The organism is Pseudarthrobacter sp. HLT1-3 (assembly GCF_059383535.1).
In genome coordinates this window covers 65,882-83,179 of sequence record NZ_JBWZCJ010000004.1, presented here as the reverse complement: position 1 = coordinate 83,179, position 17,298 = coordinate 65,882, and the positions used below count along the sequence as shown (strand labels likewise).

The following is a 17,298-nucleotide window of genomic DNA, read 5'->3' as shown; positions in this document are numbered from 1 at the left end:
TAGAAGATAGCTGGGTTCTCTCCTGTGGATAATTACACCGTTGTCGTTTCCAGCGGGGCCTGTGACGCGCTTCATCCACAGGCTGTGGAGGCAGTTAGCCACAGCTGGGGAAAGGTTGTGAGGCGACCCCCGGTTTGACCCGGGAGGGCAGCAACCTCTAATGTTGTGAAGTCCCATGTGTACGCTTTTTGCCTCATTTGAATCTCTCCCGACGTTCCGCGTTGTGCGAGTCGAGGGAAGCGGCACATACAAAACTTCGCGTCGACCAGTTCTTCCCCTTGATCGGGTGGGCGCACCTTTGATCCCACTGGAGTAACTAACGTGAGCAAGCGGACTTTTCAGCCGAATAACCGCCGTCGAGCCAAGAAGCACGGCTTCCGCCTTCGTATGCGTACCCGTGCCGGCCGTGCCATCCTGGCAGCCCGTCGTGGCAAGGGTCGCATCGAGCTGTCGGCCTAAATAACTGACTCGTCGGTCCACATCCCTGTGCGAGTGTAAAGGTGCTAGCCACCCGCAACCGTCTGAGGACACCAACCGATTTTTCAACAACCGTACGTTCCGGTGTCCGCAATGGACGCCGGAACGTAGTGTTATATACGGCAGCCCTCGCTGCCGATGAACCAAGCCGGATCGGATTCATCGTTTCCAAGAGTGTCGGGAACGCAGTTGTCAGGAACCTCGTTAAGAGGAGACTGAGAGAAGTCGGTGCCATGTCGTTGCAGAAATACGGCAGCGGGTTTGCGATCGTGGTCCGGGCCCTGCCCGCCGCGGCCGGTGCCAGCTGGGACCAGCTGCGCACGGATTATGACGCCGCCTTGGAAAGCAACATGAAACGACTGGGCAGCCGCCTTCCGAAGGCTGCTTCTTCAGTTTCTAACGGGACAACACAGGAAGGGACCCCGCGTGCGTAACTCAACTGCCGCCGTCGTCCCTCCTGCAAAATCCGCGGCAGCATGGCTGGGCCGGGCAGTCTGGAACTTGCCCCGCAATATCCTCATTCTGCTGCTTTTGGCGTACCGCAAGGTGATCTCCCCCCTGTACGGCCAGGTTTGCCGGTTCTTTCCCAGCTGCTCTGCCTATGCCCTCGAGGCGGTCACCGTTCACGGCGCGGTGAAAGGAAGCTGGCTGGCGGTTAGACGCCTGTTGCGCTGCCATCCCTGGAATGCCGGTGGTGTGGACCATGTCCCCGCCGGTAAATGCGAGTGGCCCACAGACCGCACCCCCACAATTGTTGTCCTGAATAACCCGGACAAGTACCTGGCTGCTCAGACTGATGGAGAAGGCCGCTCCGCGGCCTGACGAATAGGGATATCGTATGGATTTCTTTGAAACAATCATGTTTCCGTTCAAGTGGCTTGTGTCCGCCATCATGGTGGTCTTCCACGATGGCCTGAGCGCTATCGGCATGCCAGCGGCCAACGGCTGGACGTGGACCCTGTCCATCATCGGGCTGGTGCTGGTGATCCGGGCCGCCCTGATTCCCGTCTTCGTCAAGCAGATCAAGGCGCAGCGCGGCATGCAGCTGCTGCAGCCGGATTTGAAGAAGCTGCAGGACAAGTACAAGGGCAAGACCGACCAGCTGTCCCGCCAGGCCATGGCCCAGGAACAGATGGCCATGTACAAGAAGCACGGCACCAACCCGTTCTCGGCCTGCCTGCCCATGCTGATCCAGATGCCGTTCTTCTTCGCCCTCTTTACAGTCCTGTCCGGCATCACGTCAGCCAAGACACAGGGCAAGGGCATCGGAGCCATGAGCCACGAGCAGGTGGTGCAGTTTGATGAGTCAAGCATCTTCGGTGCTCCACTGTCTGCCGCCCTGTTGCATGGCGGAGCAACCAATGTGGCGGTCGTCGTCCTCTCCATCCTGATGATCCTTGCGATGACGGCTTCGCAGTTCATCACGCAAAAGCAGATCATGGCCAAGAACATGTCCGAAGAGGCCATGGCCAGCCCGTTCATGAAGCAGCAGAAGATGATGCTTTACGTCCTGCCGATCGTCTTCGGCGTGGGTGGCATCAACTTCCCCATCGGCGTCCTGATCTACTGGACCACCACCAACCTCTGGACTATGGCGCAGCAGTTCTTCGTGATCCGCCGCATGCCGACGCCGGGATCCCCTGCCGCCAAGGCCCTGGCCGAGCGCCGTGCCGCCAAGGGCCTGCCGGCCCTGCCCCTCACGGGCGCCAAGAAAGCCGAAGCCGAAGCAGCCGAAGCTGCCGCCGCTGCCGCACTGGTGGCCAAGAGCCAGCGCGTCCAGCCACAACGTAAGAACAGGAAGAGGAAGTAATGTCCGCCGAGAGCACCGAACAGGCTATTTCCGCTGAAGCCATCGACGAGCAGGACGACGCCCTGAGTGCAGTCCAGGACGCCGAACAGGACACTGAAGAGGGCGCCGACGCAGGTGCGGACGGCGCTGGGGACGCTGAGGATAAGGGCACCTCTGCCAGCCGTCTCGAGGAAGAGGGGGACGTCGCAGCGGATTACCTCGAAGAGCTGCTGGACATCGCTGACATCGACGGCGATATTGACATTGAAGTCCGCAACGGCCGCACCTACATTTCGATCGTCGCCGAGGAAGAAGCGGCCGGTCTGGAGAACCTGGTGGGGAAGGACGGCGAAGTCCTCGAAGCGCTCCAGGAACTGACCCGCCTTGCGGTGCTGTCCGCCACGGAAAACCGCTCCCGGCTGGTGCTGGATATTAACGGCTACCGGTCAGAGCGTGCCGGCGAGCTGCAGAAGCTCGCCGAGGACGCCGTCGACGCCGTCAAGCTGTCCGGTGAAGCGGTGGCGCTGGCTCCGATGAGCGCGTACGAGCGGAAGATTGTGCACGACGCCGTTGCTGACCTTGGTCTCATCAGCGAGTCCGAAGGCGAAGGCGCTGACCGCCATATCGTCGTTTCCGCAGACTGAAGCCTGCGGACCGCTTGATGGTTGAGATAACCGCCGCCGAACTGCAGGCAGCCCAGACGATCTTTGGCGACCGCCTGGACCTGGCCAAACGCTATGTGGAGCACCTGGCCACCTCCGGGACGGAGCGCGGCCTGATCGGCCCCCGTGAAGTTCCGCGCCTGTGGAGCAGGCACGTGCTCAACTGCGCCGTGATCGAGAGCCAGATCGCCGAAGGAAGCCACGTGGCCGACGTCGGCAGCGGCGCCGGCCTCCCAGGCCTTTGCCTGGCGATTGCCCGTCCCGATCTGGAGCTGACTCTGATCGAACCACTCGAACGCCGCGTCATCTGGCTCCAGGAGGTTGTGGATGACCTCGGCCTGGACAACGTCACAGTAATGCGCACCCGGGCGGAGCTTGCCGTTGGTATGGTCGACGCCGACGTCGTCACGGCGCGGGCCGTGTCGGCACTGTCGAATCTTGCCGGACTGACCATTCCGTTGCTGGCAGGCAAGGGTGAAGTTGTGGCCATCAAGGGTCGCAGCGCCGGCGAGGAAATCGAAAAGGCCGCCAAGAAAATCCGGAAGCTGGGCGGCACCGAGACGTCCGTGGTCCTGGTGGGTGAGGGGCTGCTCGAAGAACCGACGACCGTTGTCCGAATCGTTGTGAATAAGCCTCAAAAGATTGCCAAGCATCAGCCCGGTGCCCGCGGACGCCAAGGCTAAGCGGTTAGGCTAGTAACCGGCAGCTAGAAGCCGAACGAGAGTGAGTGTGTCACAGTGACCAGTAGCGAAGCCTCCACACAGCGGATTCCCCCGTTTGTGTCCCTGGGGTCAGCACGGGCCTTCAGTGTGCCTCCCGTCGGTCGCGATATCCCCGCAAAACATCCGGCTGCGGTTGCGAAGACAACCGGAATGATGAACGTTTCACGTGAAACATCAGTTGATGCCGGCCCGAACGTCCTGGACTCGATCGATGACTCCAGTCCCATCGCCCGGGAACTGGCCCGTGAGAACAGGCGCCGCGATCGTCTTCTGGGCCGCGAACTTCCCAAGCCGGAGAAGACTCGAATCTTCACTGTCTCGAACCAAAAAGGCGGAGTCGGGAAGACGACGACCACCGTCAACATCGCGGCCGCCCTGGCCGCCGCGGGACTGAAGGTCCTGGTCATCGATATCGATCCGCAGGGAAATGCCTCCACGGCCCTTGGAGTCGAGCACCACGCAGACGTTGACAGTATCTATGACGTGCTCATCAACGACTTCCCGTTGCAGGATGTCGTGGCGCTGTGCCCGGATATCGCCAATCTGATCTGCGCGCCGGCTACCATCCACCTCGCCGGTGCGGAGATCGAACTCGTCAGCCTGGTTGCCCGAGAGCAGCGCCTCCGCCGTGCCATTGATGTGTACGCCAAACAGCGGGCAAAGAACGGTGAGGAACGGCTGGATTATATCTTCATCGATTGCCCGCCCAGCCTCGGATTACTGACTGTCAACGCCTTCTGCGCGGCCAACGAGGTGCTTATTCCGATCCAGTGCGAGTACTACGCGCTCGAGGGACTGAGCCAATTGCTCAAGAACATCGAAATGATCCAGAAGCACTTGAACGCCGATCTGGTCGTCTCCACCATCCTCCTGACCATGTACGACGGCCGTACCAATCTGGCTGCCCAGGTGGCCGCCGAGGTTCGAGAGCACTTCCCCGAGCAGGTCCTCGGCGCTGTTGTTCCCCGTTCGGTGCGTATTTCCGAAGCCCCCAGCTACCAGCAGACCGTGATGACTTACGATCCCTCTTCCAGCGGCGCCCTGTCCTACCTTGAGGCCGCAGCCGAAATCGCGGAACGTTAGAATCTTTTCAAGAATTGCACTAGCTAGAGTCCGGTGATGCGCGGCTCTTCCAATGGAGGGATTTATCCATGAGCGATAAGCGACGCGGCCTCGGCCGTGGACTTGGGGCACTCATTCCAAGTTCCGCCGCGCCTGCCGGCAACGGATCAGCGCCGTCCCGTCCCGTGGATCTGTTCTTTCCCGAGTCCCGAAAGCGTACGCCCACCACCGGGGTCGCGGTCCCGGAAGAGACCGATCCGCTGTCCGGCGCGGAAGTGACCTCGGCATCGCAGTCGACTTCCCCGACGGCGGCCTCCCCCGCTGCGGAAACGAAGGCGACTGCCGCGGACCGGAAGGCACCTGCGCGTAAGCCTGCCGCCGCCAAGGGTGCGAGTCAGCCTGCCGCGGCGGATCCAGGTTCGCCGAAGCAGACCGCAGAGCAGGATCCAACTGTTCGAGAAGACAACAATTCGGGAGTGGAACTAGTAGAAGTGCCCGGTGTCCGTTTTGCGGAAATCCCGGTGACAGACATCCACCCCAACCGAAAACAGCCACGGTCGATCTTCGATGAGGACGACATGGCCGAGCTGGTGCATTCGGTTCGCGAAATCGGCGTCCTGCAGCCAATTGTTGTGCGAACTTCAACCGAAGAAGGTGGCGAACCGTACGAGCTCGTCATGGGCGAGCGGCGGTGGCGGGCAGTACAGGCTGCAGGCCTGGAAACCATCCCCGCGATAGTCCGTGACACTACGGATGATGACCTGCTTCGGGATGCCCTCTTGGAGAACCTTCACCGGAGTCAGCTGAACCCGCTTGAAGAGGCAGCTGCCTACCAGCAACTGCTGGAGGACTTCGGCACCACCCACGAACAGCTCGCAGACAAGATCGGTCGTTCACGTCCTCAGGTGTCGAACACACTCCGGCTGCTCAAGCTCCCGCCGCTGGTACAGCGCCGCGTCGCGGCCGGCGTCATCTCTGCCGGCCACGCAAGGGCCCTGCTCGCACTACCGGATGCCGCCGCCATGGAACGCATGGCCCAGAAGATTGTGGCAGAAGGCATGTCAGTTCGTGCCACCGAAGAAGCCGTAACGCTGTATCAGAATCCTGCTTCCACGCCCAAGAACAATATTCCCCGCCCAGGCGCTCGACACGAACGCCTTGATTATCTGGCTTCTTCGCTCTCTGACCGGCTCGATACCAACGTCAAGATATCGCTTGGTGCACGCAAGGGACGTGTCAGCATCGAGTTCGCAAGTGTCGAGGACCTGAACCGGATTATGGACGTCCTCACGCCCGGGGCGGCCAGCTGATTCAACACGTTCATCTTTGAGGGGCCGGTTTCACGTGAAACCGGCCCCTCCTTTGTTGGGGGAAGCCTTGCTTCGGACAGGAGATTTGGAGTTCATCTCGCGTTCGGTTGGCGGGCGTGGATCGGGACTGACGAGCCTTTTGGGGCGGGGGGCCAGAGTGGGCCGTGGCATGACCACCCAAAGCGATTGCGGGCTCGCAGGCCGTTTGAATCAGCTCGACACCAGCCTGAACGCGATGCCCTCCACAGGATCAAGGCTCCTACGGCTTCAGGCTGAGCGAAATTCGAGGGGCAGGCGTCGGCCGCCCCTGGTTCAGTCCAGAATTTCGCTATTCTCTTGTGCGCAGACTCACACGGCCTGGATATTGATGCTTCATCCTGGCAAGCCCGGGGCATCTGTAGGCACCGCAGCCTAGGGTGTGGCAGGACACAGCAGGGCACAGGACACACAGGTGAGGCACTGTGTTTCACGTGAAACATGTGTTCTGCGACTGGACAATACATTTTCTGCAGGCGTTCCTGTGCGCGTTTTGGTTTGATTTGCCCGATAGCACTTCGACACTTCGACTCCTCGACTTCTGGGTAGCTAATTCGGGGTCCTAAAGGGCCGAACTGCAGCGAATAGCTCACCTGCCTTAGAAATAGCCAGATAGGACGCTCGGATGTGGTCGAAGCCCTGTCACCGCCGCCTCTGACAGACACACGGTTTCACGTGAAACATCTTAGCGTCGGGACAACACTTGGGCTCCTGTCATTGGTTCCCCGTGACAGGGGGCTCCCGGTCGGAGCAGACCGTAGACAGGAGGCAAACGAGCCGTCGCAGGGCGCAGGACGCGCTTTGAGAGCCCCAAGGTCATCCTTGGCTCCCGTCCCCGCACTTTGTCTCTGCAGGGCATCAGAACAGGGCTGAACAGCACTTGCGAAATGGAGTTTTGGCCAAATCCCCCGTCGGCATAACCGCGCCGGGATCGCCTATGGAGACGCCAATGCCTTCATGCCTAAAACCAAACCCGTTCAGCGGCACAGTGGGCGGCCAGCGGGTTCCGACGTCCCTATTCGGAGCGGGTTTCGACGTTCCTATTCGGTTCGGCAGTTGGGTGATGCGCAGCATGAGTCCCCTAGGTGACTGGGCAGCTCGGAGGCGACAGAGCCATGGGGTCGGAACCCACGGGCGAGTGAATGGCAGGCAACGGCGTGCCGGGNGGCTGGTGGATCCCCTGGGAAGGGTCACGGAGGTGGCTGTGCGTCCCGTGGGGGCCAACCAGGGTTATCAGCAGGACGGTACCGGCTCGTTAAGCGGCGTCGAGATACATGGCCGCTAAAGAGGGGCGTTGGATCCTCCAGCCCCCCTCAGGCTCTGGTAAAGGATGCTGCCGGCTCCGGCTGCAAATATCGCGGTGAGATCGCTGAGCGCCCCCGTGTCGAGATCTCCCGGCCGGGTAGGCAGGCGCAATTGTCCACATCCCTGTGCCGGGTGATGACCACGGATGCAATGGTTGTGGTCCGGAAGGTCGAGCGTACGTAATGGCCAGTGGGAGTGGCCGCAGAACGCCATTTGTGGATGTGGTGCCTGCAGGAATCTCCTGACCGTGTCTGCTTGCCTGAGAAGGCATGTTGGCTCGTATGTATGCCTTCCACACTGGGGCTGTCCCCAACGGTGTTGAGCTCCCATCATTTTCCTGTTTGTGCCGGCCCCTGCAGCCCCCAAGCGCCGGGCCGGGCAGTATGGGAGGGTGCCATCTGGGATAGCTCGGATAAGGACTGGGCACACCCGACCTGGTTTTTGACTTACTGCTGGGCTCGCGGAATTGATCAACGAGACGACAGTATGGACGGACACTACGCGCACCTATGTACATCCTGTCCGTTGAACGCGGCGGCCTTACAGCTCCACTTCGTGGAGTGTGGTTGGCAGGGGTCACCCCGAGAGGTCTGGAGAAGCTGCAGCCTCGGGCCACGGCGCTGGGGGGCTCAGTGTCTAGCGGTGGATAGCCCGGTGGATATCGCTGTGGATAACTTTGTGGATTACGTCGAGGGTCTGTCCCCTGTGTCCTACTGACCTTGGAGGATATTCAGGTGACGATGGGGAGGTCACTGCGCCTTGTTGGATTTGGGCAGCGACGTGTTTCACGTGAAACATGTTCCGTTCGAATGAGGGTTGATGCGGAAGCTGCGCTCACAAAGCCAAAACTCCCCTGTTGTAGGTTAATTTTTGGTCGGAACTAGCCGGGTTTCCCGGCCACCCCTGCGAATTGCTCACGCTGCGGTAGCTGATCATCCCGATTTTCTTGTTACGAAGACTGGGTATGGGCAATGCCAGATCGGCGGCTCCGGGCCTGCCTGGGCTGGAGTCAAGCTGAGCGGTGCTGTGAGAACAGTCGCATCAGCTGTGGATAACTATGTGAATAACCTCTGTGGAGAACCATGTGGAAATCGGAAGTCGGAGGACCCGACGTGAAAGAAGGTGGGGGAAATTGCTGCCTGCGCCGGGTACGACGGTTACTGCGGCGCAGCCCCGTGGTGCGGGTTTGTGGCACGCTTCGGGTGGGTATAAAGCCCACCCTCCCGTGTATGAGTATGCGTCCCTGTTTGCGCATCAGTCATCGGTCGACAGCCAAACTGTTCGTCTGCTGTCTAGTGGCTGTCGAGCGTAGGACAGGGCGCGGTAGGAACCGGAAGGCTCCTCAGCGGCTCCCCTGAGGAGCGCCGAAGCTCTTGCCGGTGGAACTTCGTCAGCGCCGACGACAGGATCTGAACTTTCGAACTCGAGGATCCCTGTTTACGAGGTCTGGCTGAAGATCCCCCGCGGGCCTGCAGCTCATAACCTCTGCTGCTCATAGCCTCTGCAGCTCATCACCGCGCGGGTCGCATTCAACAGATGTCGAGGATCGGGTCTTCCAGATAACTGTCTTGCAGATTAGTTTGCTTTCGTCCTGCGTCCATCGGCACTGCGCCTAAGCGGTTCTCGACGCTGCCTGGAACCGTCTAGGGATGCCCCCCTCTGTCAGGCCAGCCCTGGGCCGAACTGGTACCGATCTTCGAATGCCACTAAGTAGGAGCACTTGGTTGGACAATGTAAGCCCTCCCCCTACTGATGTCACAATGAATTGGGCCTGGCCATTTGTTAGGGTCTCGGAATCACCTCCGATACGCCTTCGGGAACCCACTCAACTCCAGCGAAGCCGGTCGCTGGGGCAGCGAAGTGAGCTTACCTGTCCCCCACCAGCCTCCTGCCGGGGGGATACCCTGTTTCACGTGAATCATCCAGGGTGCTGGCTTGTACGCCGCCTGGGAGCAAATGCGGCCGGGCCGTGCTGTAAGAGTCGGAAAACCAGGTCTTGACGGACGTTGGTGCTGATTGGCGACGCTTTGTAAGTGGGTGAGCGATGAATCCGATATGTCCGGGTGTGTGTGTCTCGCGTCAAGCACTTCGTCGTTAGACTGTTGACTGATGAGGCCTATTTGAGAGTCCAATATCAGGTGAGCTTTCCGGTCCGTAGCCGCGGCTCGAACAAGGGCAAATTGTGACTTCGCGTGAGAAGGCGTTGATGGCGGACCGTTTCACGTGAAACGCTGTGACTAAGCGGCCGAAAGGCGACCTTTACGACAGTAGACCCGGGCGGATAGTCCGATTTGGTACTGGTAGTACCCGTAGTTGGTACCGCCTTCCCGTGGTTGGGACTGTGCTCAGTTTGGGTGCTTTTCTTTTCGAATCGCGGCACATCGGGCGTTGCCGCTTCTTTGCTGGACGTTGTCATCTCACGCGGGGATTGGGTCGGCCACCAAAAACTGCTCATCAAATTCAGCGACGTTGACCTACCCAGTATCGGTGACTTGCTCACCGTGGGAATCGACCCGATCGCCGCCAGCGACCTTCTTCGCGGTCCTGGCCAACCGTGACCACCGACTGACAACACTCATGGTCAGCCAGTCCGGCGCCGCCTGCTGGGTCGAAACCCTTCCCGAAAGGATCGCCGCCGACTCCACCGTGAATCGGATGGCGCCAAGCCCTGCATACTCAACCTCGGCGCGATGGATATGCGACGGCTGCGCAGCCAGGAAGCCAAGGCCGCCACCGGCTACGGGAATAGGCCCCCAGACCCGCGGCGACAGCGAATCCCGGCCGGTCTGGCCAACCCGCCTTGCCGGCCGGGTCCCCGGATCAGCGGTACCCAACAACGTGGTCCACCGGCACACACGCCCGAATCCCGCTTCCCTTCACCGACTTTAGTCACGTGCCTGCAGGCAGTTCGAGGTGGCCAGGTGCGCCGTGGGTGCCACAGCATGGTTTCACGTGAAACGTAGCTTCGCTATGGAGATCCCGCATCATGGCCAGGATGGCTGATGTATGGGTTTGTGCGGGTTTCATGCGGGTGATCCAAGGCTGTCAGTGGGCTGAAGTTGATTCGTAGCCGACGAGCTGGATCAAGAGCCGGACAAGGCCCCAGACGCGGACGCGAAGCTAGCTGAATGAACACTTTCCCTGCCCTCCCGGTTTCTGCCGACGGGCTGTTGCCCGACTACGGCGATTGGAGAATGGCCGTCTGAGCGTAGTTCATGTGCCCAGTGTGGGTACCGCCGAAAGAATCCTGAGCAGGACCACCATCACGGCGTCTTGCGAACATCAAGAATTCCCGTAGATCTTGATTTCCATAACCACTCCCCACCTATGTTTCACGTGAAACGTGCGACTCCTAATCGGAATCGCGGGCTGCAAGGATAGACATGTCCCGGTCGATGCCGCCGCCAGTAATGTTTCACGTGAAACCGTAGCCGGAGCCCGCAAGTGAGAAGGCGAACTAGATGGGCAACACTTCGGCTCCAACGGACCGAGCAGGAAGTGCGGCTCGTCCGGGAGACTGGCATCATCCGGCCCAAGAGTTGGGATTCCCCTTCTCCTGCCGGCCCGCACTTGGGCGTACAGGCCGGAAGAGCGAGATTGTTCAGCAAAAGACAGCCGATGGATGTTGAATACACCGGAATCAGAAAGTCCGTGGGGACGCAGAGGCTAGTACCGGACCGGTACTTGGCAGCGTACAGAAACATGGCCCCGCTTCCTGGGAGGAAGCGGGGCCACTCAGGGTTGGGTCCGCACAGCGTGCAGACCCAACCAAAGAATCAGGACAGAACGTCCGCGAATTCCTTCTCGAAGTACTGCTTGGGACGGGCTCCGATGACAGTGCCCTTCACCTCGCCGCCCTGGAACAGGTAGACAGCGGGAATGGAGGTGATGCCGTACTGGGCCGCGATCGCCGGATTGTCGTCAACGTTTACCTTAACGACGTCCACCTTCTCGCTGTACTCCACGGAGATCTCGTCGAGGATCGGTCCGAGCTTGCGACACGGTCCGCACCATTCGGCCCAGAAGTCCACGATGACCGGCTTCTCAGAAGCCAGTACGTCGGTGCCGAAACTAGCATCCGTTACGTCTTTTGCGTTGCTCATAGCCCTGTCTTTCTCTTCGGTTGATTGCTGCGCCGTTTAGGCGTGGAAGTCTGCGAGGTAGTGCTCGACGTCTAGTGCGGCTACACACCCGGAGCCTGAGGCGGTGATGGCTTGTCGGTAACTGGGGTCGATGACATCTCCGGCCGCGAAGACACCCTGGACGCTCGTCTTGGAGGTCCGGCCGTCGACGGCGATGGTGCCCTCGGGGGTCAGGTCCAGTTTGCCCTTGATGAGTTCAGTGCGGGGATCGTTGCCGATCGCCACGAAGACACCGCTGACGGCGAGTTCCGTTTCGGTGCCGTCCACGAGGTTCTTCAACCGGAGGCCGGTGACCTTGTCCTCACCAAGGACATCCTCGACGCCGGCGTTCCAGACGAAGCTGATTTTTTCGTGGGCCAGTGCGCGGTCGGCCATGATCTTGGACGCCCGCAGGCTGTCGCGGCGGTGAACCACGGTAACGGACTTCGCGAACTTGGTGAGGAAGAGTGCCTCTTCCATTGCGGAGTCCCCGCCGCCGATCACTGCGATGTCCTGGTTCTTGAAGAAGAAACCGTCGCAGGTTGCGCACCAGCTCACGCCGTGGCCGGAGAGGCGCTTTTCGTTGGGCAGCCCGAGCTCGCGGTAGGCCGAACCCGTGGACAGAATGATGGAGCGTGCCCGGAAGGTCTCCCCCGTGCCGATGGTTACGGTCTTGATATCGCCGTCGAGATCCAGTTCGGTGACGTCCTCGAACTGGATTTCGGTACCGAACCGGGCGGCCTGCTTCTCGAAGTTCTCCATGAGGTCCGGACCCATGATGCCATCCGGGAATCCCGGGTAGTTCTCGACGTCGGTTGTGTTCATCAGTTCGCCGCCGGCAGTTACTGATCCTGCCAGGAGCAGAGGTTTCAGGTTGGCGCGCGCCGTGTACACCGCAGCGGTGTAGCCCGCGGGGCCGGAGCCTACGATGATGACATCACGTATTTCGGACGCGGTGTTTTCTGCGTTGCTCACTGAACGGTGAACCTCTTCCTTTGTCTATCCGCCCGCCTGGGTGGCCGGCCACATGGCACAACTACTACTTGGTGCTGAATATTCCGGTCGGGTCGGGCACCCCACAAGCACACCAGCACTCAGGGGCCGTCCTGGCTATGAAGTCCGTCCGGCCATCCCGTCGATTCGAACGGGCTACTGGACCTTGATCTCAGCCAGACGCAGGCCAAATCCATAGCGGGTTTTTGGCGAGGCCAGCTGGGGCAGGGCCTTGATCGAAACGATTACGTACTGCGCCGTAATGGGTTCGGGCAGGGGCATCGTCAGATCGGGGGAAGTGAAGCTGTTGCTGCCCACCTGCTTGGCGCCTTCGAGGGAAGGGCGGTCGTTCGTGAAGACGCTGATGCTGCCGCCTGAGGCCCCCAACTGGCTCAGGGTTACCGAGGAAACCTTGGCAGGGCTCTTCAACTTCACGACGAGCGGAACCTCGGTGGCGAGGCCACCCCAGTTGTCCGTGGCGAATTCCATGTCCGACCAGTAGCTGGCGGCATTGCCGTCGAAGGTTTTGACCAGGTCGGCGTCATAGGTGCCGGCGAAATCGAAGTTGCCCAGCCGGGTGACGCCCGCGATCGCCGGCGGACCTGCGGCCGGTGCGGCGGTGGCGGTCCCCGACGGTTGTGCCGAGCTCGGGGCGGGGGCGCTGCTGGACGTGGTGCCGCTCGCGGCGGCCTGCGGCGGGGTCTTGAAGAGACTGCCGAGATTGGTGACAGCAAGAACCAGACCGACCACGAGGACCGCGGCCAGCAGTCCGCCCACCAACCAGCGCATCGAGCGGGGCTCGCGCCGGGGTTCTTCATCCTGCCCGTAGTACTCGTCATCCGCCTCAGCGTCGCTATCGCTATTACGGGCCGAACCGGGGAAAATTCCGGGAGCGCGGTCCGCCGCGGCAGTGTCGGCGGCTGGACCGCCAGCGGCTGCAGCAAGCTCCGGTGCACGACCCTGGCGGGACGTCTGGGATGCCTCGGGAGCAGGATGATCGTAGTCGTCGTCGGACCACAGCGACACCTTGGGTGTTCCGGTTTCGGCGGCGGGCGGCGTGCTGTCAGGTGCACCGGAGCCCGGCGCAGTTCCCTGCACCGGCTGGGGCGCCGTGACCTCAGGAGTGGATTTCTCCGGCGTAGTTCCGGAGGACTTCGCCTTGGAGGAAGCCGCGGCCGCACCACCGGCGGCACCCGCGGCGAGTCCGGCAACCCCTGCTGCTCCGGCGCCGGCAGCGGGCGACGTCGCCGGACGCAACGGCGCACGCGCGGGGGAAACTGGCGGCACGGCGGGTGTGTTTCGTGGGCCGGCAGGAGTGACACGCGGCGCGGCGGGCGGAACACGCGATGCCGGGGCGGCCTGCTGCTGGTTCTGCCCGTAGTTGATGTACCCGGCGTCTACTTCTTCATCGTCGTAAAGCCCGTCGTAGGTCTCCGGTTCCTGGGAGCGCGGCTGGCCGAAGATTTCACTGCCCAGCGTGTCCGTGAAGAACGGTTCGACGTAGGGCGGATGTGAGGACACGACCAGGTCGAGCAGATCGGCGGCCGAGGTGTGGTTGGTAATAAGGTACGTGGTGGCATCGCTGACCCCCAGATCGAGGATCTGCACGCTGCCGGGACGCTCGCCCGTGGCGACTTCCCGGGCGCTCTGTGCCACCTGCTCGGCATTGTCCGGCCCGGCAACCAGGATGCTCACCGATCGGTTCAGCACCTGGTCCACGCCGTCCAGCACCAGATCCTGGTCATGGGAAGTCAATACAGTGGCAGTGACCTTGTAACGGCCGCCTAGTACTGATCCGACATCGATCGGGTGGGACACAGGTTCCTCCTAGAACTGTCCGGAAGCTGCCGGACTGATCACTTCATCAGTGACCGCGGGCGCCCCGGTAAAGCCGGTGGACGCCAAGCCTGCAACTCCCCTTGTTAGTCTTCGATCCTAGCCGATGCAGTGTCCGGGCCGCGGAAGCACGGCGCCGCGTACCCTGCTGGAAACTATTTTTTCTTCTTACCGCCAAAGGGGAAATACGGGTTGTGACCCGCGGGCCCCTGGTAGGTCCTTCGACCGGGTAGCGGGACATCGCCGCGGCCCAGGCCGTTCTCTGCCGTGGTGGGCTGATCTTCGGCCGGCAGGTAGCCGCCTTCAGGTCCCGCGCGCCCGGCCCGTTCGTCGTGTTCGTCAAGGTCCGGGCCGGCGCGGAAGGATGCTGCGTCGAACTCCCCTGAGATTCTGGGAATGAGGCCGGTGTCCACCGCAACAGTTGCCCGGTCCGGCCTCGTCCGTGTCGCAGCGCCGGCGGGTGAATCTGCGGTGGGCTCCACGGTCGGGCGGCGGCGCAGGCGGCCCAGCAGCGGCTGCAGCAGGTCGCTCAGCTCGGTCACGCGGAAGAGCTTCAGCAGGAGCAGGTAGGCCGCCAGCATAACGGGTCCGACGACGACGATCGTCACCAGCGCGGCAAGGGGGGTACTCCAGGCGAACCCGTCCGGGGAGTAGCTCCCGAGCAGCCACAAAGCCACTGCACCTGCCAGCGCGGATCCCAGCGCGGCGTATCCCATCCGGATGTAGGAGTTGACGATCCGCGGACCGTCCAGATGCCCCAGGAGCCGGCGCAGGAAGATGGCGCTGAGGAACACGGACAGGATATTGCCGCCAGTATAAAGGGTGGCGATGGCGAAGATGATCTGGTCGAACGGAAGGAACTGGATCATGAAAGCGGCAACCAGATTTACGAGGGCCAGCACCAGCTGGATGAAGAACGGTGTCCGGGCATCCTCATTGGCGTAGAACACACGGGACATCATGAAGTTGGCGCTCATGAACGGCGTGCTGAGGGCAAGGATGGTCAGCGTCTGGGCCAGCATCACGCCGTCCTGGGGCACCCCGCCGGAGAAGAACATTCCCAGCGGTCCGGCCAGTGCAAAGAGCGCCAGCGCGCCGAACACCGTCGCCACGGCCATGGTCCGCAGCCCGTGGGAGAGTGCGCGGCGCAGCGCGGCCCGGTCCCCGTCCTGTGAGGCCCGGGTCATCCGGTTGAACAGCACCGTGGCCAGCGAGAGCGCAATGATGGAGTGCGGAAGCAGGTAGAGCTGGCTCGCCACTTCCAGCACGGCGTTGCCGGGCAGCGTGCCGGCGGCCGGGTCCCCTGCCTGTTCCAGACGGAGCCGTTCCGCGCCCGGGATCGTGGCGATGCGCATGACGTAGAGGAAAGCCAACTGCCCGACGGCGGCCGTCGCCAGGGTCCAGACGCTGAGCCTGGCGGCCTGGCCCAGCCCAACCCCGCGCCAGCCGAAGCGTGGGCGCAGGCCGAGCCGGAGCCGGAACACCGGAACCAGCAGGATGGCCGTCTGGGAGATGACACCGATGGTGGAGAATCCGGCGATCAGGAAGGTCTGGCTGGAGTCCCACGTGTCCAGGGTGTGCGGGTTGGCAACGTTGGCGCCGAACGTCCAGATGAACATGCCAAGGCCGGCAATGGCGACAATATTGTTCAGGATCGGCGCCCACATCGCGGGCCCGAAGGCCCCGTGGGCGTTCAGCACCTGGGTCAGCAGGGCGTAAAGGCCGTAGAAGAAGATCTGTGGAAGGCACCAGAAGGCGAAGGCCACCGCGAGGGCCTTCTGCTGCGGGGAATAGCCCTGTGTTGTCAGCTCAATGACCCAGGGCGCCAGCAGCGTCACCAGCAGCGTGAGGGTCAGCAGCACGAGGACCGCCAGCGTCAGCAGCCGGCTGATGTAGTCTGCTCCCTTGTCCGGGGCCTTGCTGGCCTTGATGATCTGAGGCACCAGGACGGCATTGAAGACGCCGCCCGCCACGAGCAGGAAGATCAGGTTCGGCAGGTTGTTGGCGTTGATGAAGGTGTCGTTGACCGTGGAACCGAGACCCAGGGCGGCCGCCAGCATCCAGGTCTTGCCGAATCCCAGGAAACGCGAGACCAGCGTTCCGGCGGCCATGATCGCGCTGGAACGGACTTCTCCGGACTGGACAGCTTTAGAATCGGCGGGGCCGGAGGGCGCAGGGGTGGGTTTGGCAGATGACATTGCCTTCATCGTCTCACCTGGGCAAGGCTTTGGGCGCTATCGGCATCCTATTAAGAGGGTTGCGGAGCGTCTGCATTGCCCTAACGGCGTTCGGGCAGTACTTCCTTGGCCAGGTCCGCGATGCGGCGTTCGTTCGGGAACGAAAGTTTCCGGGCCAGTTCCAGAATGGGAACCCAGGCGACGTCCACGGCTTCCTTGTCAGGATCATTCTCGATCGTCAGGTCCCCGCCCGTGGCCTGCAGCAGGTAGTGGTGGACGGTCTTGTGGACGCGGTGGCCGCTGACGGTGAACCAGTAGTCGATGCTGCCCAGCGGCGCGAGAATCTTTCCCTCGATGCCGGTTTCCTCCGCGATCTCACGCACGGCGGCTTCCTCGTTGCTTTCCTTGCCTTCCGGGTGGCCCTTGGGCAGGCACCATTCCAGCCGCCCGCCCCGATTAAGGCGGGCAATGATCGCAACGCGGAGCTCGGCGTCGGACGTGTCCACTACGACGCCGCCGGCGGAGATTTCCTCCACAGTGGGAAGCGAGGCCTGTCCGGAGTGCTGCACCGGCGCGACGTGGGCACCGATTGCCGAAGGCAACGGTGGGTTTGTCCTCCTGCCGGGAGCGCTCGGTACGGGATGGGCCATGAAGTCCACTCTAACGACTCTTGTCCGCTCTTGATGACCTAAACATGGCAGGAAAGTGGACGGCCGGGAAAGTGGATCGCCCGGGACGCCCCCGTCTTCAGCGCCGACGGCGGGACTCCGGGAAGGATTCAGTGTGGTGCTGGCCGGGATTTCTGACA

Annotated in this window: 13 protein-coding genes; 8 read left to right on the top strand and 5 right to left on the bottom strand. The window is 61.9% G+C overall.

Annotated elements, in window-relative coordinates; genetic code table 11:
* The first annotated feature begins 321 nt into the window (after nt 1-321).
* From rpmH to AC50X9_RS04995, 8 genes are all read left to right on the top strand, one after another.
* Nucleotides 322-459 (top strand): 50S ribosomal protein L34, encoded by a 138-nt coding sequence (gene rpmH, locus AC50X9_RS05030; protein WP_062008104.1) that lies wholly within the window; start codon nt 322-324, stop codon nt 457-459.
* Nucleotides 460-500: 41 nt separating this feature from the next.
* Nucleotides 501-911 carry a ribonuclease P protein component gene (gene rnpA / locus AC50X9_RS05025; RefSeq protein WP_494890911.1) on the top strand — a complete coding sequence of 137 codons (411 nt, stop codon included), beginning with the start codon at nt 501-503 and terminating at the stop codon, nt 909-911.
* Nucleotides 904-1,299 carry a membrane protein insertion efficiency factor YidD gene (gene yidD, locus AC50X9_RS05020; protein WP_494890909.1) on the top strand — a complete coding sequence of 132 codons (396 nt, stop codon included), beginning with the start codon at nt 904-906 and terminating at the stop codon, nt 1,297-1,299. Before rnpA ends, yidD begins: the two co-directional genes overlap by 8 nt.
* 16 nt (nt 1,300-1,315) lie before the next feature.
* On the top strand, nt 1,316-2,287 hold the full coding sequence (gene yidC, locus AC50X9_RS05015) for a membrane protein insertase YidC (RefSeq protein ID WP_494890907.1): 972 nt from the start codon (nt 1,316-1,318) through the stop codon (nt 2,285-2,287).
* On the top strand, nt 2,287-2,910 hold the full coding sequence (locus tag AC50X9_RS05010) for a Jag family protein (RefSeq protein ID WP_494890905.1): 624 nt from the start codon (nt 2,287-2,289) through the stop codon (nt 2,908-2,910). Before yidC ends, AC50X9_RS05010 begins: the two co-directional genes overlap by 1 nt.
* Nucleotides 2,911-2,927: 17 nt before the next feature.
* The gene (gene rsmG, locus AC50X9_RS05005) at nt 2,928-3,611 is read left to right on the top strand and encodes a 16S rRNA (guanine(527)-N(7))-methyltransferase RsmG (RefSeq protein ID WP_494890903.1); all 684 of its coding nucleotides are present in this window, start codon (nt 2,928-2,930) and stop codon (nt 3,609-3,611) included.
* Between the two features lie 54 nt (nt 3,612-3,665).
* Nucleotides 3,666-4,733, top strand: coding sequence for a ParA family protein (locus tag AC50X9_RS05000; protein ID WP_494890901.1), 1,068 nt, complete (start codon nt 3,666-3,668; stop codon nt 4,731-4,733).
* A 68-nt stretch (nt 4,734-4,801) separates the two neighbouring features.
* Complete coding sequence (locus AC50X9_RS04995; RefSeq protein ID WP_494890900.1) at nt 4,802-6,022, top strand: ParB/RepB/Spo0J family partition protein; 1,221 nt, start codon at nt 4,802-4,804, stop codon at nt 6,020-6,022.
* A gap of 5,117 nt (nt 6,023-11,139) precedes the next feature.
* On the opposite strand, the gene trxA is transcribed toward AC50X9_RS04995, so the two are convergent.
* The 5 genes from trxA to AC50X9_RS04970 form a co-directional block, all read right to left on the bottom strand.
* On the bottom strand, nt 11,140-11,466 hold the full coding sequence (gene trxA, locus AC50X9_RS04990; RefSeq protein ID WP_494890898.1) for a thioredoxin: 327 nt from the start codon (nt 11,464-11,466) through the stop codon (nt 11,140-11,142).
* A gap of 36 nt (nt 11,467-11,502) precedes the next feature.
* Nucleotides 11,503-12,459, bottom strand: a complete 957-nt coding sequence (gene trxB / locus AC50X9_RS04985; protein ID WP_494890896.1) for a thioredoxin-disulfide reductase — start codon at nt 12,457-12,459, stop codon at nt 11,503-11,505.
* 174 nt (nt 12,460-12,633) lie between these two features.
* On the bottom strand, nt 12,634-14,295 hold the full coding sequence (locus tag AC50X9_RS04980) for an ABC transporter substrate-binding protein (RefSeq protein ID WP_494890894.1): 1,662 nt from the start codon (nt 14,293-14,295) through the stop codon (nt 12,634-12,636).
* 173 nt (nt 14,296-14,468) lie between these two features.
* The gene (gene murJ / locus AC50X9_RS04975; protein WP_494890892.1) at nt 14,469-16,511 is read right to left on the bottom strand and encodes a murein biosynthesis integral membrane protein MurJ; all 2,043 of its coding nucleotides are present in this window, start codon (nt 16,509-16,511) and stop codon (nt 14,469-14,471) included.
* A gap of 80 nt (nt 16,512-16,591) precedes the next feature.
* Entirely contained in the window at nt 16,592-17,092 is a 501-nt protein-coding gene (locus AC50X9_RS04970; RefSeq protein ID WP_494890890.1) for an NUDIX hydrolase, read from the bottom strand.
* Nucleotides 17,093-17,298: the final 206 nt, after the last annotated feature.

Bases quoted from the DNA above. Each gene is read 5' to 3' on its own strand.
- AC50X9_RS05010 (WP_494890905.1), top strand. From the start codon at position 2,287: ATGTCCGCCGAGAGCACCGAACAGGCTATTTCCGCTGAAGCCATCGAC.
- murJ (WP_494890892.1), bottom strand. From the start codon at position 16,511: ATGTCATCTGCCAAACCCACCCCTGCGCCCTCCGGCCCCGCCGATTCT.
- rsmG (WP_494890903.1), top strand. From the start codon at position 2,928: ATGGTTGAGATAACCGCCGCCGAACTGCAGGCAGCCCAGACGATCTTT.
- trxA (WP_494890898.1), bottom strand. From the start codon at position 11,466: ATGAGCAACGCAAAAGACGTAACGGATGCTAGTTTCGGCACCGACGTA.
- AC50X9_RS04995 (WP_494890900.1), top strand. From the start codon at position 4,802: ATGAGCGATAAGCGACGCGGCCTCGGCCGTGGACTTGGGGCACTCATT.
- yidC (WP_494890907.1), top strand. From the start codon at position 1,316: ATGGATTTCTTTGAAACAATCATGTTTCCGTTCAAGTGGCTTGTGTCC.